This is a genomic window from Streptomyces sp. NPDC048248, assembly GCF_043201875.1.
GTDB lineage: Bacteria > Actinomycetota > Actinomycetes > Streptomycetales > Streptomycetaceae > Streptomyces.
The window spans coordinates 213,937-239,672 of record NZ_JBICZL010000001.1; the positions used below are offsets into that span (position 1 = coordinate 213,937).

Sequence of the window (25,736 nt, forward strand, 5' to 3'; positions counted from 1 at the left end):
GGTCAGGCGCCAGACGCGCTTCCCCCGGCCGGTCCTGCCTGCTCCGCAGGCTCATCAGCGCGTCGAGGCGCTCGGCGGGCGCAGGCTTGAGGAGTCGGTAGCCGACGACACTCCGCGGTGGAAGACATGAACATTTCCGTCTTCACCCGGCCCTCCCCGCTCAGTCCGACGTTCTCGCACGCCTGCGGGATGCACTCGTCCTGCAATGGCGGGATCAAGAGGGTGCCCCTTGCTCCGTTCAGACCTCACCGAGACGCGCATCAGACGCCGTGCTGTTTGCCTGGAGGCTGAGCCGTGGCACCGGGCCGCATTCGTCGAACAGTAGGAGCGAGGCGGTCGAGGGCCGGAGACCCCCTCCCCTCCACAAGGAGCTGAGATGGCCAGACACAAGAAGCTCGACATGCAAGCCGCAGAGGCGAACCGCAAGGACGGCCAGGGCACGCATCGTCCAGAGTCACAGCAGCGAACCACAGACAAGACGGGCAGAAGTGCATCGAGCCCGCCCCCTGCAACCACGGAGAACCAGGCCGCACCTTGATCAAGCCGCAGTATGGGCTGCGGCGCACCACGTCCTGGTCAGTGAGCAGGGGCGGAGGTGGACCAGCACCGGCGCGCCACCAGTTCCTGCGCCAGAAGCCGGCAGAGCATGCGTCGGTGCTCCGCCTGCCGTCCTACACAGGCTGGATCGTGAACCACGGCACGCCGCGGGCGGGCCCAGTGGAATCAAGGCAGCGGCCGGCACCAGGCGGCCAGCGGAGCCACGGAGGCCGGGCACCCTTGACGGGCTTTGCGGATTTCGACAGCCGCATTTCCGTCAATAGCGGTGATGTGTCCGCAGGGTGGTGGCCGGGCGCGGGCGGGTGATCGTGGCGTACTGGCGGCGATCTTGTTCGTGGCGGCGACGGGCTGCATGTGGCGGCAGTTGCCGTCGCTGTTCGGGCCTGCCTGACCCACCGCCTACCGGCGCTTCACGCAATCAGGCACCGTGCCTCCTCGAAACTTGTGCAATCGGCGTTGACAAAGATGCACGACCTCGCGTTGCTCGGAGCGCCGCCAGAGCACTCGCCTACGAGGGCTCTCTCGACGAATGGTGTGTGACATGCGCGTACTTCTCGTTGGTGCGGGCGGCGTCGGAACCGCCGTCACCCATATCGCGGCCCGCCGCGACTTCCTGAGCCACATGGTCGTTGCCGACTACGACCTGACGCGTGCCGAGGCGGCAGTCGCCGCGCACAAGCAGCGTCCAGGGCGGTTCAGCTCGCGCCGCTTGGACGCCTCGCACGAGGACGCGGTACGCCAAGTCCTCGTCGACGAGCGCTGCGACGTTCTCCTGAACGCGACCGACCCGCGATTCGTGATGCCCCTGTTCAACGCCGCGCTCACGGCTGGCACGCACTACCTGGACATGGCGATGTCACTGTCCACGCCGCACACCACCGCACCCTACGAGCAGTGCGGAGTAAAGCTCGGCGACGAGCAGTTCGCCCAAGCCGAAGCCTGGGCACGCTCCGGCCATCTCGCCCTGGTCGGCATGGGCGTGGAGCCGGGGCTGTCGGACGTCTTCGCGCGGTATGCGGCCGATGAACTCTTCGACGAGATCGAGGAGATCGGTGTGCGCGACGGCGCGAACCTCACCGTCGAGGGCTACGGCTTTGCACCCTCCTTCAGTATCTGGACAACCATCGAGGAGTGCCTCAACCCGCCGGTGATCTACGAGAAGGACCGCGGGTGGTACACCACCGCGCCATTCAGCGAGCCGGAGACCTTCAACTTCCCCGAAGGCATTGGTCCAGTGGAGTGCGTGAACGTCGAGCACGAAGAGGTGTTGCTCGTACCCCGCTGGGTGGACGCACACCGGGTGACGTTCAAGTACGGACTCGGCGAGGACTTCATCGCCAAGCTCAAGACACTCCACGAGCTGGGGCTTGACTCCACGGAAAGGGTGACCGTCCCCGGCGTGAACAGGCTGGTCGAGGTCTCTCCGCGTGACGTGGTTGCCGCATGCCTGCCCGACCCGGCCACGTTGGGCAACCGTATGAAAGGCAAGACCTGCGCGGGCACCTGGGTCAAGGGAACGAAGGACGGGGCCGCGCGCGAGGTGTACCTGTACCACGTCGTCGACAACGAATGGTCGATGCGCGAGTACAACTCTCAGGCCGTGGTCTGGCAGACCGCCATCAACCCGGTGATCGCCCTCGACCTGATCGCCCGAGGCACGTGGAGTGCCAGCGGCGTCCTCGGGCCTGAGGCACTACCGCCCCGGCCGTTCCTCGACCTGCTCACCGAGTACGGATCTCCGTGGAGGATGCGCGAGGAGCGCTGACGTACACCGAGGCAACGCCACACCAAGGCGAGGCATGGTGGCCGTCACCGGTGCGGTCAGCCTCCGTGGGGCATCGTGGCCGCAAGACGGTAGTCCGGAGCACTCCCCCGTACGGCACCTATGACTGCCGGTCACTGCAGCGCGACCTGGGGCCCGACGGAGGGGTATACCTCAAGGGCCCTCCTCCGCTGTCGGGACGCAGAGCACCGGGACGGTCGACAGATGGAGGAGCTTGTGCGGGGTGGAGCCGAGGAGCGCGCCGCGCATGGGGCTCTCGCCCCAGCTGCCGACCACGATCACCCGCCCGTCGTGGCGGGACGCGGCGTCGAGCAGCGCCTGGGCCGGCTTCTCGTCGATGATCTCGACGGTGCTCGGCACGCCCGCCTCGTCGACGGCCGCGGCCGCCTGGTCGAGGCTCGTGCGGCCGGCCTGGCGGATCGCCTCGTGGTGCGCCCGGTACTCCTCTCCCGTGCCGCCCGGGGCGGCGGCGCCGAAGACCAGCACGAGGCGTTCGTTGAACGCGGCAGCCACCTCGATCGCCACGCGAAGCGCGCGTGCCGCGCCCGGCGACTGGTCGTAACCGAGGATCACGGACATCTCAGGACTCCTTGCCGTGGACGAGGTCGGGGTCGGCGACACTCGGGCGCTCCGCCCAGAAGGCCGGGGACATCAGTCGCCACACGACCATGATCACCACGCCGACGATGGAGATCGCGATGCCGATGACCAGCGGTGGGCCGAGACCGAACCAGGAGACTCCGCTGTAGGAGTTCGCGGGGTCGGCCATGTCGCCGATGGACTCCACGAGCAGCCACGCAAGCAGCCCGGCGCCGATCAGCGGGCCGGCGCCGATGAGGAAGAAATTGTGGATGCTCTCCGTGAGATGGCGGCGGTAGTAGACCGCGCAGGCCAGCCCCGTGAGCGCGTAATAGAAAGCGATGAGCAGGGACAGCGCGGTGAGGGAGTCGAAAAGCGCGTTCTCACTGATCTGGCGGACCACCAGGTACCAGGCGATGGAGATGCCCGCGACCCACCAGGTGCTCACATCCGGGGTACGGAACCGGGGATGGATGCGGGCGAAGTGGGCGGGGAGCGCGTGGCGCCGGGCCATGGACAGCGCGGTGCGCGAGGCGGGGATGATCGTGGTCTGGGTGGAGGCGAGGGCGGAGGTGGACACCGCCAGCAACACAATCCAGTCCCAGCCGCCCATCACCTGGCCGGCGAGCAGAGCGAAGATGAACTCCTCCTCGTCGGCGTTGTCGGCCAGGTAGGTCGTGCCGGCGTAGGCCACGACGGCGAAAGCGACCGACAGATAGGTCACCAACAGCACGATCGTCGACCAGACCGCTGCCTTACCGGGCGCGCTCGCGGAGTTCTCGGTCTCCTCGTTGAGGTTGACCGCGGACTCCCATCCCCAGTAGATGAACACCCCCAGCAGAAGACCGCTCGTCAATGATGCGCCTCCGGCCCCGAAGGGGTTCATCCAGTCGAACTTTGGGTCGATGGAGTCGAATGCGCTCGTTCCGGCATAGGCCTTGTAGAGCGCCACCACCACGAAGATGAGCAGGAAGACGACCTGAAGGAGGATCAGCACGTTCTGCACCCGGGCCGACAGCTCGGTGCCGATGACGCACATGCCGGTCATCACAAGGATCAGCAACACCGTGAGGACCTGGCGTACGACCTCGTTGTCGACCCAGCTGTCGAGGCCGAAGGCGAGCAGCGCGAAGCTCACGGCGACATCGGCCAGCGAGCCGACGACGAGCACCCCGGTCATCGCGATGGCCCAGCCGCCGAGCCAGCCGGCCCAGGGGCCCATCGCCCGGGTGACCCACGAGAACGTCGTGCCGCAGTCCTGGTCGACCCTGTTGAGGTAGTAGAACGCGGAGGCGATCAGCAGCATGGGCACGAACGAGGCGAGCATCACCCCGGGGGCGTAGATCGCCACGAGCGCCACGACCGGACCGATGACCGCCGCCAGCGAGTATGCCGGGGAGGTGGCATTGAGTCCGATGACCAGTGCGTCGAGGAAGCTGATCGCATTGGCCTTCAGGCCTTGGGGTGGTCTTGCGTCATCGGTGTCGTCGGCCATGCTTCCTCGCTTCGTCGTGCGTGGATTCAGGAAATCGCGCCATATCCTGATTTTGGGTCATTGGATCATTCATGCTCGGGCATGTCCGGTAAGAGAGGGTGGGAATCGTACGGTCGGACGGCGGTGTCCCTGCTCCCGCCTGCCCGAGGGGGCGGTTTCGCGGCAGTGTCCGGCCGGACTCGAAGCCGAGGCCACCGCGGCGGACGACCGCTGCGGCCCGAACCCGTCCGACTCCGCCGGCCCGGGTCCCCGCTCCCCCCGAGGAGCTCGACCTTCGCAAGCGCCTCCAGGCCCAGCCTCACCCGAACGCGGAGATCCACAACCAGACGCCGAGACCAATCTCAGCGCCAACGGCTGTACTGATGTTGCCCAAGGCCGCTCCGCTACCTCCAGCACGGTCAGCTCAGCTCACCGCGGGAACTCTGGAGCGCTGAGGGCCGGGAGAGAAGGAAGCGGCCGCTCCTCTTCCAGCCGAGCGAGGGGCCCGTGGACGCTCTCGCGGCCGATGACAAGCCGATCGCCGGATTGCGCACTCACGGCGTCGAACTTGTAGGCGAGCTGGAGCAGTACCAGGACACGTATCGGCTCCGCATCATCCACGGCTCCGTAGGCAACATCGGCTCACGTACGACACCGTTCTCAGATGTCGAGCCGCATGTCGTCGATGTCGGTGACCACAGCCGGCCGGATTCCTCTGCTAGAAAGACGGTGACGCAGCATCAGAAGACGGAGGCGGATGCATGGCCGATTCGGCGGACACGCGTGAGGCCGACCGTGCGCTGAAGGCGAAGCACCGGATGATGTGGGCGCTCGGCGACTACCCGGTCGTCGCCTCACGGCTCATCTCTGCCCTCGGACCCGTCCTCGTGGAAGCCGTTGGGGTGAAACGCGGCGACCGGGTGCTCGACATCGCTGCCGGGTCGGGGAACTCCGCCATTCCGGCTGCGCTCGCGGGCGGCGATGTGATCGCCTCGGACCTCACGCCCGAGCTGCTGGACGTAGGGCGGCAGGAGGCCGCGGAGCGAGGTGCCGAGCTGCGCTGGCAGGAGGCCGACGCTGAGGCGCTGCCCTTCGCCGACGGCTCGTTCGACACGGTCATGTCCTGTGTCGGGGTCATGTTCGCCCCTCACCACCAGGACACCGCCGACGAACTACTCCGGGTCTGCCGACCGGGCGGCACGATCGGACTGGTGAACTGGACCCCGGAGGGATTCATCGGGCGGATGTTCAGCGTCATGAAGCAGTACGCGCCACCTCCGCCGCCGGGGGCGCAACCGCCGCCGCTTTGGGGCCGGGAGGAGCACGTCCGTACGCTGCTGGGCGGCCGAGTCGGCGGGGTCGAGGCCCACCGACAGACCATCCGCGTGGATGCCTTTGCCGAGCCCGCGGAATTTCGCGAGTTCTTCAAGTCCGTCTACGGACCGACGATCGCGGTCTACCGCAACATCGCCGACGACCAGAAGAAGACCGCCGCACTGGATCAGGCCCTCGACGAACTGGCGGGCAGCGCGCTCCGGGACGGGGCGATGGACTGGGAGTACCTCCTGCTCACCGCGCACCGAAACGGCACGGCACCCGCCTGAGGCCCGTATCACCCTGCCGTCAGTGCATCGCGTGCAATCTGGATCAGGTTCCCGCAGGGGTCGTCCGGTCCGGCTGCGACCTGCAGTATCCGTCCGGGTGCAGTGGGGCGACCGGATTTCGCGCATTGGGCCACCGTCCCCGTTACGGGGCGGGTTCCGTGCTCAAACACGGCCTGAGCGGTGCCCCCTCCAAGGAAAACACTCCCAACCCTAGGCGCCACATGAGACGGGCCCAGGCAGTCTCACCGAGAACGAGACCTTCCCAAGCCATGCCACCGATCCCCCGGCCAAGCGCGCCCCGACACGACCACGAAACGACAGCAGACTTTCGGCCAGTTCAGCAACGCGTTCGCCGGCGTGGTGAACCAGGGCGACGGTCAGGAGCTCGCCCGCATGACCGCAGCGAAGGCGCTTCCACGGAGACGGCGATGATCTGCGGCGAGGTCTACCGGCACGACGGCGAGTGGAAGTTCGCCGTTGGCCCGAAATAGCTGTCAGGGCTGCGAGGCATCGTTCTAGACTCCGAGGTTCGGGGTCAATGTTTCGTAAAGCCAGGTACGGCACGGGGGAGCCCCGTACACAACGATGGGGTAGCCAGTGCTTCTGAAAACTTTCGGCTGGTCGTTCGCGGTCACCGCGCTCGGCCTGGTCGCGGCGGTGTTCTACGGAGGGTGGACCGGATTCGGGATCGTGGCGATCCTGTCCATCCTCGAGATCTCGGTGTCCTTCGACAACGCCGTGGTCAACGCCGGGATCCTGAGGAAGATGAGTGCCTTCTGGCAGAAGATCTTCCTCACCATCGGCGTCCTGATCGCGGTCTTCGGCATGCGCCTGGTCTTCCCGGTCGTGATCGTCGCCATCAGCGCCAAGATCGGCCCGATCGAAGCGGTACAACTCGCGCTCGACGACAAGGACAAGTACCAGCAGTTGGTGACCGACGCCCACCCGTCGATCGCCGCCTTCGGTGGCATGTTCCTGCTGATGATCTTCCTCGACTTCATCTTCGAGGACCGGGACATCAAGTGGCTCGGTTGGCTGGAGCGTCCGCTCGCCAAGCTCGGCAAGGTCGACATGCTCTCCGTCTGCGTCGCGCTCATCGTGCTGCTCGTCTCCGCGATGACCTTCGCGACCAGCGCCCACCAGCACGGCGGCATCCATGTGGACAAGACGGAGACCGTCCTGATCGCCGGCATCGCAGGCTTGATCACCTACCTGATCGTCGGCGGTCTCTCCGGCTACTTCGAGAACAAGCTCGAGGAAGAGGAGGAGCGCGAGCACGAGGCCGAGGAAGAGGCCAAGAGGAGCGGCAAGAAGGTCCCGGCGGTCGTGATGGCCGGCAAGGCCGCGTTCTTCATGTTCCTCTACCTGGAGGTCCTGGACGCGTCCTTCTCCTTCGACGGCGTCATCGGCGCCTTCGCGATCACCAACGACATCGTGCTGATGGCACTCGGCCTCGGCATCGGCGCGATGTACGTCCGATCGCTCACCGTCTACCTGGTCCGCCAGGGAACCCTCGACGATTACGTCTACCTGGAGCACGGCGCGCACTACGCGATCGGTGCCCTCGCCGTGATCCTGCTCGTCACCATCCGATACGAGATCCACGAGGTCATCACGGGCCTCGTAGGCGTCGCCCTGATTGCCTGGTCCTTCTTCTCCTCGGTCCGGCGCAACCGCGGGCAAGCGGCGGCCGAGGGTAAGGACACGGGGTCCAACGAGAAGGTTGAGGTCTCCTCCGGCGTCTGAGCCGGGTGCCGGCGCGGGCCGCGGGCCACCCGGTGGCTCCGGTTCGGGCAATGCGTCGGTCAGTCGCAGCACAGTGCTGCGGCTGACCGGCATCCCGAAGACCCTGGCCAACCGGGCATCGGCCCTGCCCGCGAGCGCGAGACCGACCGCCTTCGACGTCGAACGCGGACGCTCGGTCCACCGGCTGTATTTCGCCGTGGCTTGGAGCGTCAACGGCATGACCGGATTCAGAGTCCACGGAGACTCCGCCACCCAGTGGGCGGATCCGGCTCAGGAAAGTTGGACCGGTTACCTCGCCGCCCTCTCAACGGTTTCCAAGACTCGGTGGCCAGACGCCTGCCCAGTCCGACCAAGAGCGCCTCCACAGGCGGGTTCGCGCCGTTGAGCAGGCACGGAATTGGATGGACACGGCTGGGGGGCGATGGCCGATGATCTCCGTCGTGATCCGAACCGCCACAGTCAACGACGTCGCCGAGATCCGCGAAATGATCCGCGAACTTGCCGCGTACGAACGGGCTGTTGACCAAGCCCGAGCGACCGAGGAGCAGCTCCGCGAGGCGCTGTTCGGAGAGCATCCCGCTGCGTTCGCGCTGATCGCCGAGGACGACGAGACGGGGCAGGCCGTGGGCTACGCCGTGTGGTTCCCCCATTTCTCGACCTGGACCGGCACGCGCGGCATGCACCTGGAGGACCTCTACGTACGACCGCACGCCAGAGGAGGAGGACACGGCAAGGCCCTGCTCGCCTCCCTGGCCGCGACCTGTCGACACCACGGCTACGAGCGCTTCGAGTGGTGGGTCCTGGCATGGAACGAGCCGACGATCGACTTCTACAAGTCGCTCGGCGTGGAGCTCCTGAACGAGTGGACGGTATGCCGGCTGAGTGGTGCCCCCCTCGGCGAGCTTGCTGCCCAGGCACCGACAGTTCTCAACCAGACCCCGGCCCGAGTCATGCAACCTCCTGTCGCAGCAGTGATCGAAGCCCACCAGGCGTTGGAAAGACTCGTGGCCGGACTGAACGACCAGCAGATCGCCGAGGCATCCGCCCTCCCCGGCTGGTCGCGCGGCCATGTCCTCGCTCATCTCACCGACAACGCGAGGATGTTCGCCCGTCTCGCGGAGCATGCCCTGCGCGGCGAGCTCGTAGCGGGCTACGACGGCGGGGTGGACGAGCGCAACGCGATCACCGAGGCCACTGCGGGCCGCAGCGCCGCCGAGCACCGTGTGCAACTCGCCGCGCACACGGCCGGGCTCGAGGCAGCCTGGGCACGGGCCGACGACGTGGACTGGAGCCGGCCCGTCACCTTCCGCAACGCGGACCTCACCGCCACCGTCTTCGCACGCTGGCGCGAGGCATGGATCCACATGGTCGACCTGGAACTCGACGTGCGGCCGAACGATTGGCCTGAGGGCCTGGCCGCACACGCCATCGACTTCCTCCTCGGCCGCCTCCCGGCAGGCACACGCGTCCGTACTGAGGACGGGGGCCGCCAGTGGTCCGTTGGCGACGGGCCGCCGGGCACGGTGGTCACCGGAGCCGTGCGCGACCTGGCGGCCGGGCTGGCCGGTCGGACGCCCGTTGTATCACCGGTGGCAGCGCAGGAGCTACCGGCTCTCGAGCCCTGGCCGTCTCACCCTCCACAGCGCCTGGATCGCGTGTGATGCACTACCGGACAGGGCGTGAGGGGCGTGCCCTTCTTGGCCCGGGCCGCAGGCGTGAACGAAATGACTGCGGTCGCGCCTGAACCGCGTGCCGGTAGCCGGCCGACAGTCAGACTCCCCCCTCGAAAGGAAGGAACGCCATGCGTGCCGACATCGTTTGGTGGGACCTGTCCGCCTCCGGGCAGACCATCGAGTCCATGCGTGAGTATCTGCGTGAGGAATCCGTCGCCGCGTTCTCCGAGGTGCCCGGGCTTCGCTTCAAGATGTGGCTCTCCGACCCGGAGACCAACCGGTGGGGAGCCGTTCTGTTGTGGGAGTCGGAAGAGGCCTCCCAGCAGGCGCTGCCCAGCCGGGCTCTCGAACTCATCGGATACCCACCGCAGGTGGCGTACGGGTTCGACGTGGAGGCCACGACCGAAGGTCGATACGAAACACAGCGACTCGCCCTGCAAGGGCTGGCCTTCGCCGAAACAACACGGAGGGAGTTCAGCTGACGGCTCATCGGGGGGCGGCTGCGGCCCTCCGCTTGTTCCCCGCGTCGACGGCTCAGGCGCACATCAGACAACGCCTAACACTCTCATCGCGCAAACGGCGTCTTCAACCAGCCGGCTGGTGCTCGCAGATCGCCGCCCCTCGGAGCGCATGCACCCTGCCCCGGGCATGACCGAAGTCACCCTGCTTTCAGGGAAGTTCGACGTACACCCGGATCGCCGTCTGCGATCATGTGGCTCGCGGTCGAGCGGGTGGGACCATCGGACAGGGGGGCAATGTCTGCACACGGGGACTTTCCGGCGCTCTTCAGAGCGGCCGACGTCAACTCTCTTACAGCCCAGCGGCGTTATCTGCTGGCGACCAAGTGCCAGCTGGGCGCGCTGATCGCCGCTGCCGTACTGGGCGTGTTCAGCTGGCAGGTCAACGGTACGGACGTGGTCGCCGCCGCGGCGGTGGTGGCGTTCTGTACGGCTGTGGTCACCGAGGTGTACCTGCTCAAGGAACGTCCGGACCGCATCTGGTACGAGGGGCGGGCGGTTGCCGAGTCGGCGAAGACGCTCACCTGGCGCTACATGGTCGGCGGCAGCCCGATGGGCCGCGAGGAGACCTCGACCGAATCCGCCGCCGAGCTGCTGCTGACCCGGTTCACGGAGATCGAGAACGATGTCCAGGCCGCCTGGCTGGTCCCCGACGGGGGCAGTCCGGAGCAGGTCACCGCCGAGATGACGCGCGTGCGTCGGTTGTCGCTGGACGAACGTCGGGCGATCTACGTGCGGGAGCGCATCGAGAACCAGCGCGAGTGGTACGGCAACAAGTCGCGCTGGAACGAACGCAGAAGCACCACCTGGGCGCTCAGCCTCACGATGCTGGAGCTGCTCGGTGTCTGCGCAGGCGTCGCGAAGGTGGTGGGCGTCGTCGACCTGGACCTCCTCGGCGTCTGCGCGGCCGTCGCCGCGGGTGGTACTGCCTGGGTGCAGACCAAGCAGCACAAGTCCCTCGCCACCGCGTACGCCGTCGCCCGGCACGAGTTGGCGACGATCGCCTTCCGCGCCCAACGCCCGGTCACCGAAGCGGAATGGGCCACCTTCGTGGCGAACGCGGAGGATGCCGTCTCGCGTGAGCACACCCTGTGGCGCGCTTCCCACATGTGAGGCAGCACATGCCCTCGAGAAGTACCGCGACCCGATACGTCTACGACACCTTCCTCTCCTACAGTCACGGAGCCGACGCCAAGATGGCCCCGGCGGTGCACCGGGCGCTCAGCCGCCTGGCCAAGCCCTGGAACCGCCCGCGCGCCCTACGTGTCTTCCGCGACCAGGCATCCTTGGAAGCCGGGCCCGACCTGTGGGCGACCATCGAGTCCAAGCTCGACACGAGCCGCAATCTCGTCCTGCTCGCCTCACCGCAGGCCGCCCGCTCCCCCTGGGTGGGCCGGGAGATCACTCACTGGAAGCAGCATCGCGAGCCGGCCACCTTTTTCATCGTGCTCACCAGTGGTGCGATCCACTGGGACCACAGCGCGCGGGACTTCGACCAGGCACGCACCACCGCCCTGCCGCCAGAGGTGTTCGGATGGTTTGCGGCCGAGCCCCTGTGGGTCGACCTGACCTGGGTCGGCAGCGAGAACGAGCTGTCCCTGAGCCACGCACGGTTCCGCCAGGACATCGGCACCCTGGCGGCGGCCCTGCACGGAGTGAGCAAGGACGAACTCGACAGCGAGGAAGTGCGCCAGCACGCCAGGACGGTCGGCGTGCGGCGCTGGCTGACCTGGAGCATGGCCGTCTCCCTCGCCGCCTCGCTCGTGTTCGGCGTCATGGCTCAGGTGCGTGGCAGCGAGGCGGAGCTCCGGCGCAAAGAGGCGGATGAGCAACGGCGGGTTGCCATCACACGCGCGCTGCTCACCGAGTCGGAGAACCGCCTGACGGACGACCCGCGCACCGCCGTCCGACTCGGCCTGACCGCGTACCGCGTGCGCCCCACGACGGAAACCCGCGCCGCCCTGGTCGACGTACTGCGGCGCACACCGTACGCGGGCACATCCCACGGGCCGGACGACGTCGGCTCGTTCACCAGGCGGCTCTCGGACGACGCCGGTGTCCTGGCCACCGCGGGCGAGGGCACTCTCAAACTCTGGGACGTCTCCCAGCCCGGTCGGCGCCGCCTGCTCCAGCGCCTGCCTGCGCCGCACGGTGACGTCGAAGACATCGCCTTCAGCCGAGACGGACACACCCTCTTGGTGGCGGCAACCAAAGGCCACGCCCTGTGGAACATCGCCACGCCCGGCAAGCCGCGGCGACTACCGCAACTGCCCGGCGCGACGGCCCTGGACGGCGGCGGATTCGGTAACGGCGACCGGACGCTGGCCACCGTGCGCGCAGGCAAGGGCAGCACCGGTCGGATGGACCTGTGGGACGTCGCGGACCCGGACCGGCCACACCGCCTCGGTTCGCGGACCGGGATCTACGACGCCCAGCACGTCCGGATGAGCCCCGACGGCAAGACCGTCGTGAGCGCCACCAGCAAGGTCAGTCTCGACGTGGCGGACTCGGGGAAGACCACCCTTGAGCACAGCAGCGGGATGACCGCGTGGGACGCCTCCGACCCGGCCCGTCCGCGCCGCCTGGGGCGCGACGACGGATGGGGAAGCACCCTCGCCTTCAGCCCCGACGGCGACACCTTGATCAGCAGCCACGGCAGGACCGCCTATGTCTGGCGCATCCGCCCGTCCCGCGCACCGCAATTGCTCAGCAGACTCCGCGGCCACCGCGACGCCGTGGCCGACGCCGCCTTCCGGCACGACGGCAAGGCGGCGGTCACCGTCGACTTCAGCGGCAGGGTGGTGCGCTGGGACCTGGCACAACCCGACAAGCCGCATTCCCGCGGACAGCTGCTCGACGCCGAGCTGCGCGCGGGCGAGGACATCGCCTTCACGCCTGACGGACGGTACATCCGAAACGTCGACCGCAGAGATGCGGTCGCCACCTGGCGCACGGATTCCGGGCCCGGCCCACTGCAACGCGCCCGGGTGACCGCGGACCCAGTTGCCGTAGCTGCGGTGGCGATCTCCCCGGACGGACGGACGGCGGCGACCGCGGGCACGCGCGCCCTGGTGCTGTGGGACATCACCGACCCCGACCGGCCCCGCCAACTCTCCGTTCTGCGCGGTTTCTTCGAGACCATGACGGACGTGGCGTTCTCGGCGGACGGCCGCTACCTGGCAGGAGGCGACGGCGCAAGCCGAGTCATCCTGTGGGACGCGGCGGACCGGCGCCACCCCCGCAAGACCGCCACCCTGCGCACGCGCGGCCCAGTGGCCTCGCTCGCCTTCAGCCCGCGTGCTCCGCTCCTGGTCACCTCCGGTAACCAGCCCATGTTCATCGGGGGTATCGAGGGCTGGGCAACACTGTGGGACCTCAAGGGCGAACGGCCCGTCGAGATCCGCTCGTACACCCTCAAGAGCTACACCCACGCGAGCGTGGCGTCGTTCAGTCCGGACGGCAGGCTGCTCGCCCTGCCGGGCGCGGGCAGCGGCCTGTACGACATGGGCGACCCGAACCGGCCCCGTCACCTCAAGTGGGACCCGGTGGCGGTGCTCCAGCAGGACACGGCGTTCAGCGCGAAACGCAAGCTGCTCGCCGAGGGCTCCAGTGTCTACCGGATCAGCGGCACGTCCCTGTCCGAGCCCACCGCCAGGCTCCCCGACGCGACCAACGGTTCAGGGCGGGTGGCCTTTCACCCTGACGGCGACCTGCTGGCCATGGCGGATGACCAGGGCACGGCGGTGCTGTGGGACATCGGTGATCTGCGACGTCCCCACGTGGCGGTCGAAACGCCACCGCTTGACGACAGCGTCGACGACGTGGCGTTCACCCCCGACGGTCGTACGCTGCTGACGGGCGGCGGCGACGGCACGCTGCGCCTGTGGAGCCTCGGCCCGCTGCCCGCCGTCACCCACGCCCCGAAGCGCCTGGCCTGCCAGGTGGCCGGCGGCGGTCTGGACCGCGAGCAGTGGCGGCAGCACGCGCCGGGCCTCGCCTATCAAGACCTGTGTCGCTGACGACTCACCAACACCCCGGCACCCGAGGTCATCCCCATCATGTTGCCGCCTGCCCCCGACGGCCCGGCCGGGGCGTAGTGAGGTATCGCCGCCAGGGGCGGTTCCCGCAGGTGGAGTTGTCCTTCTTGTGGAAGGGGAATTTCGGGCCGCTGGAGATGTTTCCGGGTGCGGGAGGTGGCGGTGCAGATTTCGTGGATATTAAGCGCACGGGTCGGGGCGAGTCGGCGGGGTTGGATTTTTGTTGAGCCGGTGAGGATTTCGGTGGTGAAATCCTGGGAGTCCTGTGGAACCCGTATGTCGTGAGCGTTTCGGGGTTGTGTCGAGGAGATCAGGGAGTGGGGATCAAGGGATGGGCGGGGGTGATGGGAAAGGGGGTCCTCGGCGGCAGTGCGTGATGGCGCGTCAGCGCCCCCCGCGTTGTGTGCTGGTGAGCGGCGGGGCCGTGACTGGCTTACACGCCCTGTGAGTTACTTCACAGTAGCAACGGAGGACGGCACGTTCGGCGACCCGACGAGGAGAGGGCTCGGGCCCGTGCCAGCGCGGCGTTGCGCGGGTTGATGAATAAGTATGTTGAGCAGCGAACATAATTCAGCGCCAGGGGTCTTGTCGCATCCTGCGAGCTTTGTCCGTTCAGTGGGCCGGGAACGCGTTGCTGATCTTGTCTATTCTCCTTCGCGGGGAATAGCTACACTCACCCCCCATGCGAACCGCTACCCCCCACAGCAGTCGCCTCGGTAAGCAAGAGATTCGTCCCGTATTTGTCGATCACTCAGGTCGGCGCAGAAGGCTCCTGGGTCGTGCCGCATTGACCCTGGGATGCATCTGCGCCGGATATCTGGTGGTCCTTGCCGCGGTGTTCGGCAGCCTCCTGGAACCGGCCGGAAATCCGGCACCGGGAAAGGCTGATCCGCTTCCGACGCACACCGCACGCGACGAGTCCGGTGTGCCGGCTGGCGCTTCGCCCGCCGGCGCCGATGAACCCGGGCCTGCACTCCCCCACCGCGACCCCACATCGCGACCGTCCACCGGCAGTTCCACTGCCCCTACCGATGCCCGTACGTCCATCCCCAGCGCTGTCCCTGTGAGAAACGCCGACCGGTGAGTTCCACCCGCGAGGTGTGACCTTCCCGCATCTCCGAGGCGTGGTCGTCCGCGCGTGCCGCCATGGCGCGGGCGCGCGGACGCACGTCTCGCTCGTTGGCATGTCTCCTGGACAGAAAGGGGCCATCGTGGCGATGGCAGGACAAGGGCGGCACGCAAGGCGCCGCCCTCCGCGCTGGCACTGGTTACTGTTGATGCTCATCCTCCCCATAGTCGCCGCGTCGCTGCTCTTCGAGGGCTGGACCACTCACGAGGTCGACGGCGCCCGCACCAAACGCGCGTGTACCAGCCCGATTCCGCAGTCCGCGGACAAGGGAGACCCGGTGCTGCGCGTCACCTCGCGCGGCGCCGAGACGGCGGCCATGCCGCTGCGTACCGTGGCGCTCACCTTCGACGGCGGGCCCGACCCCAAGTGGACGCCCCGCCTGCTCGACCTGCTGCGCGCGCAGCATGCACACGCCACCTTCTTCCTCTACGGAACCCAGGCGGCCCGGCATCCCGACCTGGTGCGCCGGATCCACGAAGAGGGGCACGAGATCGGCTCGTACACCTACACCGGCGGCGACCTCGGCACCGCCTCGCCCGTCCGCCGTCGACTGGAACTGACGCTCACTCAGATAGCCCTGGCCGGCTCCGGACAGGTCAATACGGGATTGCTGCGCCTGCCGCACACCACCACCGCCGACACGATGTGCGGACCCGAGTGGACGGCAGCCCGGCACGCCACCGACAAGGGCTATCTCCTCGTCGCGGCGACCCCACGCTCCCGTAAGCCACCCGAGGGTGTGGTGCGGCAGTTCAGCAATACCCCACTGGGTTACGCCGAGACCAAGAAGCTGCTTGGCAACCCGGACGTGGGGCGGTTCACCACCGTCACGGAAGGACTCGGGCGGCCCACACTCGTCACACCGGCCTCCCTCGTCGAACGCCTCCAGGGCCAGGCGCTGATCTGGATGCAGTCCATCGGGCACGCCTTCGCGCGCTCGATGACCTGGGCGCTCGGCATAGCCGGCGTACTGGGCATCTTCCGGCTGCTGCTGCTCGCCCATCTCGCCCGCGTCCAGGTACGGCGCCGGCGCGGATACCGTGCCGATGTGCCCGTCCTGGGCGAGGTGAACGAGCCGGTGACGGTGCTGGTGCCCGCGCACAACGAAGAGGCAGGCATCGCCTCCACGGTGCGCTCGCTGCTCGCCTCCACCCACACGGATCTGCAGATCGTCGTCATCGACGACGGCTCGACCGACCGGACCGCGGAGATCGCCCTGGGCATCCGCGACCCGAGGGTGACGGTGGTGCGGCAGCCCAACTCCGGTAAGCCCGGGGCGCTCACCACCGGCCTGAGCTACGCGCGTCACGAGATCATCGTCATGATCGACGCGGACACGGTATTCGAGCCGGAAGCTCTCTACAGGCTGATCCAGCCGCTGGCCGATCCCGTGGTGGGCGCGGTGAGCGGGAACACCAAGGTCGGCAATCGGCGGCGGCTGCTGGGCAGATGGCAACACCTGGAATACGTCCTCGGGTTCAACCTGGACCGGCGGATGTACGAGGTACTGGAGTGCATGCCCACGGTCCCGGGGGCCATCGGCGCCTTCCGTCGGGACGCACTGATCGCCATCGGCGGCGTCAGCGGCGACACCCTCGCCGAGGACACCGATCTCACGATGGCGTTGTGGCGGCTGGGGCATCACGTGGTCTACGAGGAGACGGCCATCGCCTGGACCGAAGTACCCAGCACACTCCCGCAGTTGTGGGCGCAGCGCTACCGCTGGTGCTACGGAACGCTGCAGTCCATGTGGAAGCACCGGCACGCTCTGGTGGAAGCCGGTCCGGCCGGACGGTTCGGCCGCCGCGGCCTCACCTATCTCGTGCTGTTCCAGGTAGTGCTGCCGCTGTTCGCGCCGGTGGTCGATGTCTTCGCCCTGTACGGCGTGTGCTTCGGCGACACCGTTCAGGCGGTCGGGGTCTGGTTCGGCTTCCTCGCCGTGCAACTGATCATCGCTGGATACGCGTTGCGGCTGGACCACGAAAAGCTGCGAGCCCTGTGGGTCCTTCCCCTCCAGCTGTTCGTCTACCGACAGCTGCTGTACCTCGTGGTGATCCATTCCGTGTTCACCGCACTGCTCGGCACCCGGCTGAAGTGGCACCGCATGCAGCGTTCCGGCACGGCCGACGAGCATCTGCTCAAGGAGCCCGTTACCTACCCGACCACCCTGGCGCCGAAATGACCGAGGAGAGCTGGACCATGGAGGACCCGCTTGAGCGGAGGGCCGACAGTGAATCGTCCGTGGCGGGGCAGGGCACCGGCCCGCTCCCGCCCGCGGGCGGCGGTGCGCAGACCAGCGGTACGGCACGGGTGTCCCGCTACGGCCCGCGCCGCCGGCGCCGCCGCCCCAAGCCAGTGCGTCCGCTGCGCCGGGCAGTGGTCGCGCTGGCGCTGGCGCTGCTGGGGGTCCCCGCTGGGACCCTCGCCTGGGCCGGTAACACGCTCAACAACAGCGTCGATCTCGCGGAGCCCAGCGGGGCGGGGCGGACCGGCGAGGGCACCAATTATCTGATCGTCGGCTCCGACAGCCGGGCAGGTCTCACCGACAGCCAGAAACGGGAGCTGCACACCGGGTCAGCCGGTGGTCGGCGCACCGACTCGATGATCCTTCTGCACACCGGCGCGCACGGCGCGACCATGGTGAGCCTGCCGCGTGACTCCTGGCTGACCGTGCCCGGCTTCACCAGTCCCCGGACCGGCAAGCACTTCGGCCCCACGAAGAACAAGCTCAACGCCGCGTTCGCTATGGGCGGCCCCAAGATGCTCACCCGCACCATCGAGCACAACACCGGTCTGCGGATCGACCACTACGCGGAGATCGGCTTCGCGGGCTTCGTGAACCTCGTCGACGCGGTCGGCGGCGTACGGATGTGTCTCGACCGGGACCTGAAGGACAAGAAGTCCGGCGCCGACCTCAAGAAGGGCTGCCAGATTCTGGACGGCACCGCGGCCCTCGCGTTCGTCCGCCAGCGCCACCAGGAGGCCGAAGGCGATCTGGGCCGCACCAAGAACCAGCAGAAGTTCCTGTCAGCGCTCGCCCGTAAAGCAACGGCGCGGGGCACCTTGCTCAATCCCTTCGCCCTCTATCCCGCGCTCCAGGCCGGTCTGGACACCCTCATCGTCGACCGGGAGACCGGTTTGCTGGACCTGACGACCATGTTCCGGGCGATCCAGGGCGTCAACGGCGGGCACGGAAAGCAGATCAACGTCCCCGTGAGCGACGTCGGCATCCCCACTTCCAAGGGGAACGCGGTGCTCTGGGACGAGGCGCGGGCCAGGAAGCTCTTCGACGAGCTCGCACGGGACCGGCCGGTGGACGTCGAGAGCGGGCGAGCCCGGTAGCGGGCCCCCGAGGAGGTGCGATCGACTGTCACCCCCGTCCCTGCACCGTGGTCACGGTCACCGTGACGCCCGCCCCTCGGGGCGAACGCACCGTGACCACGGCCGGCTTCCCCGGGGGCACGGTCCGGGTGTCGCTCCACGCCCCGCCGCCGGCCACCGACACCCGCCGGTATCCGGTGGCCTGCGGCAGCGCGATCTCGGTCCGGCCTCCCCGGCGCGCGTAGTACACGAGGCGATAGCGGCCGGGGTCCTGGCTCTCCGAGCGGGGCCGCCCGGCAACCGCCACCGCGTATACCGTCGAGGTCAGCTCCTTGTTGGTGCGGAGTTTCCCGTCCTCGTCCATGGCGCAGTAGCCGCCGCCGTAGCACCACACATAGCCGGCCCAGCCCGAGCTGTAGCGGGCGAAGGAGGCGAGAGCGTCACGATGGAAACGGCGGCTGTGCGGCAGTGTGTTGTTGAGCGGGCCCCACTCGCCGACCACGACGGGGACGCGGTGGCGCCGGGGATAGGCGGTGACGGCGACCTCGTACGCCTCGATCCAGCCGGCGTCCGGGTCGTAGTCGGCGCCGGCCTCCATCGCCGCGTTGTAGAAGTGCGGGGAGTACACGACATGAGGGTCGTGCACGGTGCCGAGCCCGGTCGGCACGCCCTCGCCGACGATCGGGGTCGGCTCGATGAACAGCCGGCTCTCACGGTCGACGGTGCGGATGTGACGAGCGATGCGGTTGTACATGGGTGTGAGGTACTGCGCCTCGATACGGCGCGCCGCGGCAGGCAGCTCCTCGCCTTCGCGGAGTTCTCCCATCGGCTCGTTGATCAGGTCGTACCCGAACACCGCCGGATGGCCGCCGAAGCGGTCGGCGAGCAGGCGCCACATTCGCGACTGGGCACGCTGCAGGTCCGCATCCGTGTAGATGTGGGTGAAGGCACGCTGGACAGCGGGTTCGAAGTACTCCGCGAACCAGTCGTCGGGGTGCGGGGTGAAGGGCAGCCCGTCGGTGCGGGTCGCCCACTCGGGGATGCCGCGGTGCCCGAACGCCGGGCCGAAGACGTCCTGATGGGCGTCGATGAGTACCTGGACGTCGTACTTTTCGGCCCAGTCGAGGATCCGCTCGATGCTGCGGAGGTACCGCTCGCTGTACCGGCCCTGGCGGGGTTCGAGGTCGTCCCAGAAAATCAGCAGGCGGGCGAAGTGGAAGCCGTGCGACCGCAGATCACGGAAGTGGCGTTCGGTGATGGCGGACAGCGCGTCGGCCCCGCGGTGCACCTTGTCCTCGACGTTCCAGCCGTGCAGCGTCACCACCCGCCCGTCGTCGTCGAGCAACCGGGGCACCCCCGCCTCCGCTCCGGGACCGGTGGCGGCGGATGCGGGTGGGGCGACGGTGCCGAGCGTCATCACCAGCACCAGCAGGGCGGCTCCGAGCCCCGCGAGGGCGCGGCGAAGGACCGAGCTGACCGTACGCATGCTGCACTCCTTGGTCATGCCGTGATGCTGCCGACCGGCCTGAGAGGATCAACTGCGGTCGCTGTGCGGCGACGTGAGGTGACGGTAAGGCGAGGACCGTGACGATGGAATACATGAAGCTGGGATCGACGGGGCTGGATGTCTCGCGGATCTGTGTGGGGTGCATGAGCTTTGGCGACCCCGGCCGCGGCACCCACTCATGGACCCTCGACGAGGAGGCCGCCCGCCCGCTCATCCGCCAGGCCGTTGAAGCCGGTATCAACTTCTTCGACACCGCGAACGTCTATTCCGACGGCTCCAGCGAAGAGATCGTCGGACGGGCCCTCAAGGACTTCGCCCGCCGCGACGAAATCGTGCTGGCCACCAAGGTCTGTGGGATCACCCACCAGGGCCCCAACGGCAGGGGCCTGTCCCGCAAGGCGATCATGACCGAGATCGACAACAGCCTTCGCCGGCTGGGCACCGACCACGTCGACCTCTACCAGATCCACCGCTGGGACCCGTACACCCCGATCGAGGAAACCCTGGAAGCGCTGCACGACGTCGTCAAGGCGGGCAAGGCCCGCTACCTCGGGGCCTCCTCCATGCACGCCTGGCAGTTCTCCAAGGCGCTCCACACCGCCGAACGGCACGGCTGGACCCGGTTCGTCAGCATGCAGAACCACTACAACCTCCTCTACCGCGAGGAGGAGCGGGAGATGCTGCCGCTCTGCGCGGACCAGGGCATCGGCGTCATTCCCTGGAGCCCGCTGGCGCGTGGCCGGCTCACCCGGGACTGGGAGGCCACCAGCGCGCGCAGCGGCACCGACGAGTTCGGCAAGAAGCTCTACCACGACGAGGACCGGCGGATCGTCGAGACCGTCGCCCGGATCGCGGAGGCCCGGGGGCTGCCCCGTGCCCAGGTCGCCCTCGCCTGGCTGTCCTCGCGGCCCGGGGTCACCGCCCCCATCGTCGGTGTGACGAAGCCGCACCACTGGGACGACGCACTGGCCTCCCTCGACCTGCGGCTGACCGAGGACGAGGTCCAGCAGCTGGAGGAGCCGTACCGGCCGCACGAGGTTGCCGGGTTCTGACCCCGTAGGGCGGACCTGCCGCGCGGCTCCGGCGTCGGCACCGTACCGAGCCGACGTCGTCGCCGGGGTCACCCACTACTGCTGGATCGGTCTCGCCTGCCAGGCCGATCTCAACGAACGGCACAGATCCTCGCGTCCGCCGAGGGGTGTGGAGTCGTACGGATGGAGCCCTGATACGGACCCGGGGCCGGAGTCATCGGCACTCCTGGGGAACTGGCAGAGCCGCTCAGGACAGCGGGACGCCGGCGATGGCGACGCGCTCCATCACCCGGCGCTGCGGGAAATAGTCGTTGACCGCGTAGTGCTGGGTGGCGATGTTGTCCCAGATGGCGACGGAGTCCGGCTCCCAGTGGAAGCGGATCTGGAACTCGGGGATGCGTGCCTGGAGTACCAGGATGTCGAGCAGTTCGCGGTTCTCCGCGTCGGACAGGCCCGTGATGCTGCGGGTGAACGGCTCGTTCACGTACAGGGTCTTGCGGCCGGTACGCGGGTGGCGCACGACGACGGGGTGTTGGACCTTCGGCCAGGTCTCCCGGAAGGCGGCCTTCTGCGCGTCGTTCATGAGAGCGCCCCAGCTGGCCTCCCAGTCGTGGACAGCGGTGAGGCCCTCCAGCCGCTCCTTCAGGTCATCGGGCAGGTTGTCGTAGGCGGCGGCCATGTCCGCCCACATCGTGTCGCCGCCCGCGGCGGGCACCTCCACGGCGCGCAGGACGGCGCCGAGCGACGGATTGGCCATGAACGAGTGGTCGCTGTGCCAGATGTTCTTGTTGCCTGCGGCCTTGGCGTCCTTCGCGAGCCGGGAGATGCCCGGGGTCCCGGTCCGCGCGAAGAACGGGTTGGCCTCCGGAGGGCCCCAGATGCCGGACAGGGCGAGCTGGTGCTCGGCCGTCAAGCCGGTCTGGCCGCGGAAGAAGATCACCTTCCACTCGAGCAGCGCCTGACGCAGCTCCGCGGCGAGTTCGTCGGTGATCGGCAGGGTCAGATCGACGCCACCGAGCACGGCGCCGAAGTGCGGGGTGAGTGGAGCGATCTCCAGCAGCCGGTACGCGAACTGCTCGGCTCCGGGGGCGAGTCGTTCCAGGACGCGACTGCCGTAGTGCATGAGGGGCTTGTCGAGTACGGGCCTGGGGTTGGCCACTGGGGTCGAGGCGATGGCCTTCATGGGTACCTCCCGACGCGGAAACCAATTACGTGACCGCCAGTATCGATATGACCCCATGGCGGGGCAAGGGGTCGGGGGCGAGTTGTTTCGATACGTGGTGCGCATGTGCGGCGCAGCCAAAGCCGCGCACGGCGAAGCGGCGCACAGGGCCAACCACCCATCATGCGTACATGGATTCGGTGCGTGGTTGAGTGCGTGCGAGCGCGCCAGGAGGGTCGGACGGGTTACGGCCGGGCGCCGACTGCCCGGCCGATCAGGTCCACCATCGATTCGACAAGCGCCTCGTCCGGCATCCGCTGCTCGCCGACGAGGCGGAAGAACAGCGAAGCCGCCACGAGCGTCGCGGCGTCGGTCACGTCGGCGTCCGGCCGTACGTCACCGCGCGCGATCCCTCGCTCCAGCAGGTGCCGCGTCTCGCTCATCACGCGGGACGTGTAGTCGCGATAGGTCCCGGGCTCCGCTCCGGCCTCCGCGGCGGCACCGATCACCCCGGCGAGCAGTCGCCCCACACCGGGCTGCCGATACGCCTCCATGCGCGCGGTCAGTACGGCCCGCAGTTCTTCCCGGAAGTCGCCCATATCGGGCACGGTCAGCGGGCCGATCCGGGACTCCATGGCAGCCATGACGAGGTCCTGCTTGGTGGGCCAGCGCCGGTACATCGCAGGTTTGCTCACCCCGGCGCGGGTCGCCACGGCGTCCATGGTCAGCGCGTTCATACCGCTCTCCGCCACCAGGTCGACAACGGCGTCGAGAACGGCCCCGGTGACGTGCTCCTGACGCGGTCGGCCCGGCCCCCTCCGTGTGCGATGCACCTGCTCGTCAGCCATGCCGAGACCCTACGCGGCCCCCGACCGCGCCGCCCGTGGGGGACGTGTCTCCTCAGCCGCTCACCACACGCGCAGCCTCGGCCAAGTCGGCCCGGAGCAGATGCTTGGTACCCCTCCCCGAGAAAGTACGAGGCAATCCCGGCCCCGACACCAGCTCGCGTGGCATCTTGTGGCGATCGATCCGCGGCCCCCTCCACGTACGCACCCTCCAGGTGCTGTTGCGCACTGTCGCGCGGCACCACCACGTTGGCCGCGGCACGGGGGGCGTATGAAGCCGTACGGGTGGGGTTCCGGAGCCCCACCCGTACGCCGGTCTGCCGGTCAGCCCGTGACGTGCCAGGTCAGCGCCGCAGACAGGTGCTTGCGCAGGGCCGGAGTGCGGACCGCGCGCGTGGGGTCCGCGGCCTTGGCGGTGACGGTGTGGGTGCGGCCGTCGGCGGGGACGCCGAGGGAGCTGGGCTCGACCGGGGTCCGGCCGCGGGCGGCGGCGACCTCATGGCCGTCGACGTACCACGTCACCCGCGCGCGGGCGGCCGGGGTGACGCGGATCCGGTCGTCGCGGGACAGGGTGGACGCGGTGCCGACCCCGCTGGTCAGCACGCTCGCGTGACGGTAGAAGCCGGCGATCATGGCCTCGCGGCCCGGGAGGTTGAACTCGCGGCCGAGCGTGCGCATGATCGAGTTCTCGGTGGGCCGGTTGAGCCCGAACTGGTAGTAGCCGCCGCCCTCGTAGGCCCCGACCGTCCCGCCGTCCGGCGACTCCTGACCGATCCAGCGGTACCACTTCTGCTGCCGGCCGGTCATCTCGTCGGCGGAGAGGGTGGAGAGGTTGACCTCGGTGGGCTCGGGGCCGGAGTACGTCCCCGGCTGCCCGTAGTCGTATTCGTCGGCGAGCTTGCCGAGCGAGTGGCCCGTCTCGTGCACCGCGATCTGGTCGGACTGGGCATTGTCGGACGAGGCGGTGGCGATACCGTCGTAACCGACCTGCGAGGAGACGGCGTTGTAGCCCGCGCCGCCGTACTTGGTGGAGTTGGACAGCACGACGACGAGGTCGGCGGCGGGGGCCTTGGCCGCGTACGACTCGACCTTGTTGGTGTCGACGCAGAGCAGCCGCTCGGTACCGTCGCAGAAGAACGCCGAGCCGAGGGCGGTGTCTCGGGTCACGTCCTGGGTCGGGTCACCGGAGACACCGGAGTCACGGGAGACGGCGTCGACGGCCCAGACGTTGAACAGGCCGGTGTACGAGGCGTATGGCTCGACCTCAGTCATCTTGGCCCACTTGGCGCGGATATCGGCGTGGAAGTCCTCCTGCTGCGCCTCGGTGTAACCGTCTCCGACGAAGACGACGTCCAGCTTGCTGTCGACGGGTCCGCTCTGCACGATCGAGGTGACGTCCCCGTCGGCGGCGATAGACGCCTTGTCGGCCGGTGACAGCGGCTTCGGAGCCGCAACGGTGGTGTGCTGGGGGTGGCCGTCCGGGCCGGTGAAGTACTCGACCGTCTGCCGGGTCTCAGGGGATTGAGGGGTCGGCGCCGGGGCCGCACCCTGGGCCGTGGTCGCGGCGGCTGTCGCGGCGACCACGGCCGCGAGGGTCGTCCCGATGACCGCTGCGGTGCGTCCGGATATGGAGGTGCGTCTACGCATGTGGGGGTCCTCCCGAAGCTCACCGCGACGGCGGCGAGTTGAGCCAGATTTTGGCGCGGCTCAATGTATGGGCTGGGGAGGCGTCGGACAACAAGTGTTACTCAAGTGACTTGTGATGAGGGGCGGTTCAGGCCACCAGCCCCGGGCCCGGGTTCAGATCCGGGAAGCCGCCCCGCAGATGCAGGAGAAGGCCGCCTGGACGACCTCTCCGATTCGCAGCTCTCCCCCTGGGCTCCGTGCAGGGCCCGGAAGCCGACATGGCGTGGCGGGGTGCGTCACCAGGTGTGCGCGACGTCCACGATCAGCTGGCCTCCGGACTGGAGCACGCGGAACGGCAGCTTCGCGCGCACGCCCAGGCCGACCTGCGTCTGGCCCTCGAAGCTCGCCCCGAACTTGGTGTCCTTGAAGGTCTTGTAGCCGGAGATGTTCACCCCCGGCAGAGGCTTGCCCGCCTTCCCGGCGTAGGTGAGCCGGCCGGACGCCGGGTCGTAGCTCGGCGTGGACACGTAGACCTGGAGGATGGCCCCTCCGCCGACAGGTATCCGCTCCCCGGACCCGTCCTGGTGGAAGGCGCCGACGTAGCCGACGTGGTAGCCCGTCTTGTCCGCTCCGCTGCCGATGTCGAAGACCATGCGGTCGAAGCAGGGGTTCTGGCTGGTCGTGATGTTCTTCAGCGGCTTGGTGTTCTCGTTGACGGCCGACTTGGTGCCGCTTCCCCAGGCGGTCGAGCAGACCGTGGCCGGGGTTGCCTTGCCCACCGGGGCGGTCGCTGCCTCGGCCACCCCGGCGCCGCCGACCAGCCCCACGCCCGCCAGCACGAGCGCCGTGGACGCCGTTCCCAACCGTCGCATGATGTACCTCCACAACAGGATGTGCGTACGACTTTGCGTACGAGTGCAGGTGATAGGAGGGCAGGAGCGGCGAAGGCGTTGCCTTGCGGGGTGGCTTCTGGCCAAACGGTCATCGAAGTTGTCGTGAAAGGTGGGCAGCCCCGGCAAGGAACGGTTCGCCACCTCCGCGGCGCACGATGCAGGCGACGCAGACCGGCCCGGCCTCGTCCAGCAGCCTTGGCAACGCAAGCACGATGTCACCGCGCAGCTCCCGCCTCCGCGTACGGATGAC

At 68.4% G+C, this 25,736-nt stretch carries 18 protein-coding genes and 3 pseudogenes; 14 read left to right on the forward strand and 7 right to left on the reverse strand.

What is annotated here, in order from left to right:
- Positions 1-826 precede the first annotated feature (826 nt).
- Both ACGFZW_RS01050 and ACGFZW_RS01055 read left to right on the forward strand, forming a co-directional pair.
- A complete protein-coding gene (locus ACGFZW_RS01050; RefSeq protein ID WP_393890853.1) occupies positions 827-949 on the forward strand; it encodes a transposase in 123 nt (40 codons plus the stop codon).
- A gap of 150 nt (positions 950-1,099) precedes the next feature.
- Complete coding sequence (locus ACGFZW_RS01055) at positions 1,100-2,323, forward strand: saccharopine dehydrogenase family protein (protein WP_393890854.1); 1,224 nt, start codon at positions 1,100-1,102, stop codon at positions 2,321-2,323.
- A 171-nt stretch (positions 2,324-2,494) separates the two neighbouring features.
- On the opposite strand, the gene ACGFZW_RS01060 is transcribed toward ACGFZW_RS01055, so the two are convergent.
- Both ACGFZW_RS01060 and ACGFZW_RS01065 read right to left on the reverse strand, forming a co-directional pair.
- Positions 2,495-2,920, reverse strand: coding sequence for a universal stress protein (locus ACGFZW_RS01060; protein WP_393890855.1), 426 nt, complete (start codon positions 2,918-2,920; stop codon positions 2,495-2,497).
- A 1-nt stretch (position 2,921) separates the two neighbouring features.
- Positions 2,922-4,415: an APC family permease gene (locus ACGFZW_RS01065; protein ID WP_393890856.1), complete on the reverse strand. Its 1,494-nt coding sequence runs from the start codon at positions 4,413-4,415 to the stop codon at positions 2,922-2,924.
- A gap of 486 nt (positions 4,416-4,901) precedes the next feature.
- Between ACGFZW_RS01065 and ACGFZW_RS01070 the strand changes: the two genes are divergently transcribed.
- From ACGFZW_RS01070 to ACGFZW_RS01120, 11 genes and pseudogenes are all read left to right on the forward strand, one after another.
- Positions 4,902-5,198: a hypothetical protein gene (locus ACGFZW_RS01070; RefSeq protein WP_393890857.1), complete on the forward strand. Its 297-nt coding sequence runs from the start codon at positions 4,902-4,904 to the stop codon at positions 5,196-5,198.
- Positions 5,156-5,998, forward strand: coding sequence for a class I SAM-dependent methyltransferase (locus ACGFZW_RS01075; RefSeq protein WP_393890858.1), 843 nt, complete (start codon positions 5,156-5,158; stop codon positions 5,996-5,998). Before ACGFZW_RS01070 ends, ACGFZW_RS01075 begins: the two co-directional genes overlap by 43 nt.
- A gap of 315 nt (positions 5,999-6,313) precedes the next feature.
- Positions 6,314-6,489 (forward strand): annotated as a pseudogene (locus tag ACGFZW_RS01080) (TerD family protein); the annotation flags it as partial.
- A gap of 106 nt (positions 6,490-6,595) precedes the next feature.
- Positions 6,596-7,744 (forward strand): DUF475 domain-containing protein, encoded by a 1,149-nt coding sequence (locus ACGFZW_RS01085; RefSeq protein ID WP_393890859.1) that lies wholly within the window; start codon positions 6,596-6,598, stop codon positions 7,742-7,744.
- A 440-nt stretch (positions 7,745-8,184) separates the two neighbouring features.
- Positions 8,185-8,667 (forward strand): annotated as a pseudogene (locus tag ACGFZW_RS01090) (GNAT family N-acetyltransferase); the annotation flags it as partial.
- Positions 8,668-8,733: 66 nt separating this feature from the next.
- Positions 8,734-9,405 (forward strand): annotated as a pseudogene (locus tag ACGFZW_RS01095) (maleylpyruvate isomerase family mycothiol-dependent enzyme); the annotation flags it as partial.
- Positions 9,406-9,545: 140 nt separating this feature from the next.
- Complete coding sequence (locus tag ACGFZW_RS01100) at positions 9,546-9,899, forward strand: hypothetical protein (RefSeq protein WP_393890860.1); 354 nt, start codon at positions 9,546-9,548, stop codon at positions 9,897-9,899.
- Positions 9,900-10,172: 273 nt separating this feature from the next.
- Positions 10,173-11,048: a DUF4231 domain-containing protein gene (locus ACGFZW_RS01105; RefSeq protein ID WP_393890861.1), complete on the forward strand. Its 876-nt coding sequence runs from the start codon at positions 10,173-10,175 to the stop codon at positions 11,046-11,048.
- An 8-nt stretch (positions 11,049-11,056) separates the two neighbouring features.
- Positions 11,057-13,954, forward strand: coding sequence for a TIR domain-containing protein (locus ACGFZW_RS01110; RefSeq protein ID WP_393890862.1), 2,898 nt, complete (start codon positions 11,057-11,059; stop codon positions 13,952-13,954).
- Between the two features lie 1,235 nt (positions 13,955-15,189).
- Entirely contained in the window at positions 15,190-17,283 is a 2,094-nt protein-coding gene (locus ACGFZW_RS01115) for a bifunctional polysaccharide deacetylase/glycosyltransferase family 2 protein (protein WP_393890863.1), read from the forward strand.
- On the forward strand, positions 17,280-18,443 hold the full coding sequence (locus ACGFZW_RS01120; protein WP_393890864.1) for an LCP family protein: 1,164 nt from the start codon (positions 17,280-17,282) through the stop codon (positions 18,441-18,443). The genes ACGFZW_RS01115 and ACGFZW_RS01120 overlap by 4 nt, the downstream gene beginning before the upstream one ends.
- 28 nt (positions 18,444-18,471) lie before the next feature.
- Here ACGFZW_RS01120 and ACGFZW_RS01125 read toward each other — a convergent pair whose 3' ends face one another.
- Positions 18,472-19,908, reverse strand: coding sequence for a glycoside hydrolase family 5 protein (locus ACGFZW_RS01125; RefSeq protein ID WP_393890865.1), 1,437 nt, complete (start codon positions 19,906-19,908; stop codon positions 18,472-18,474).
- Positions 19,909-20,012: 104 nt separating this feature from the next.
- Between ACGFZW_RS01125 and ACGFZW_RS01130 the strand changes: the two genes are divergently transcribed.
- Positions 20,013-20,981, forward strand: a complete 969-nt coding sequence (locus ACGFZW_RS01130) for an aldo/keto reductase (protein WP_393891270.1) — start codon at positions 20,013-20,015, stop codon at positions 20,979-20,981.
- 226 nt (positions 20,982-21,207) lie between these two features.
- On the opposite strand, the gene ACGFZW_RS01135 is transcribed toward ACGFZW_RS01130, so the two are convergent.
- From ACGFZW_RS01135 to ACGFZW_RS01150, 4 genes are all read right to left on the reverse strand, one after another.
- Complete coding sequence (locus ACGFZW_RS01135; RefSeq protein ID WP_393890866.1) at positions 21,208-22,143, reverse strand: TauD/TfdA dioxygenase family protein; 936 nt, start codon at positions 22,141-22,143, stop codon at positions 21,208-21,210.
- A gap of 224 nt (positions 22,144-22,367) precedes the next feature.
- The gene (locus ACGFZW_RS01140) at positions 22,368-22,970 is read right to left on the reverse strand and encodes a TetR/AcrR family transcriptional regulator (RefSeq protein WP_393890867.1); all 603 of its coding nucleotides are present in this window, start codon (positions 22,968-22,970) and stop codon (positions 22,368-22,370) included.
- 321 nt (positions 22,971-23,291) lie between these two features.
- The gene (locus ACGFZW_RS01145; RefSeq protein WP_393890868.1) at positions 23,292-24,614 is read right to left on the reverse strand and encodes a M64 family metallopeptidase; all 1,323 of its coding nucleotides are present in this window, start codon (positions 24,612-24,614) and stop codon (positions 23,292-23,294) included.
- A gap of 275 nt (positions 24,615-24,889) precedes the next feature.
- Positions 24,890-25,465, reverse strand: coding sequence for a hypothetical protein (locus tag ACGFZW_RS01150; protein WP_393890869.1), 576 nt, complete (start codon positions 25,463-25,465; stop codon positions 24,890-24,892).
- Positions 25,466-25,736 lie beyond the last annotated feature (271 nt).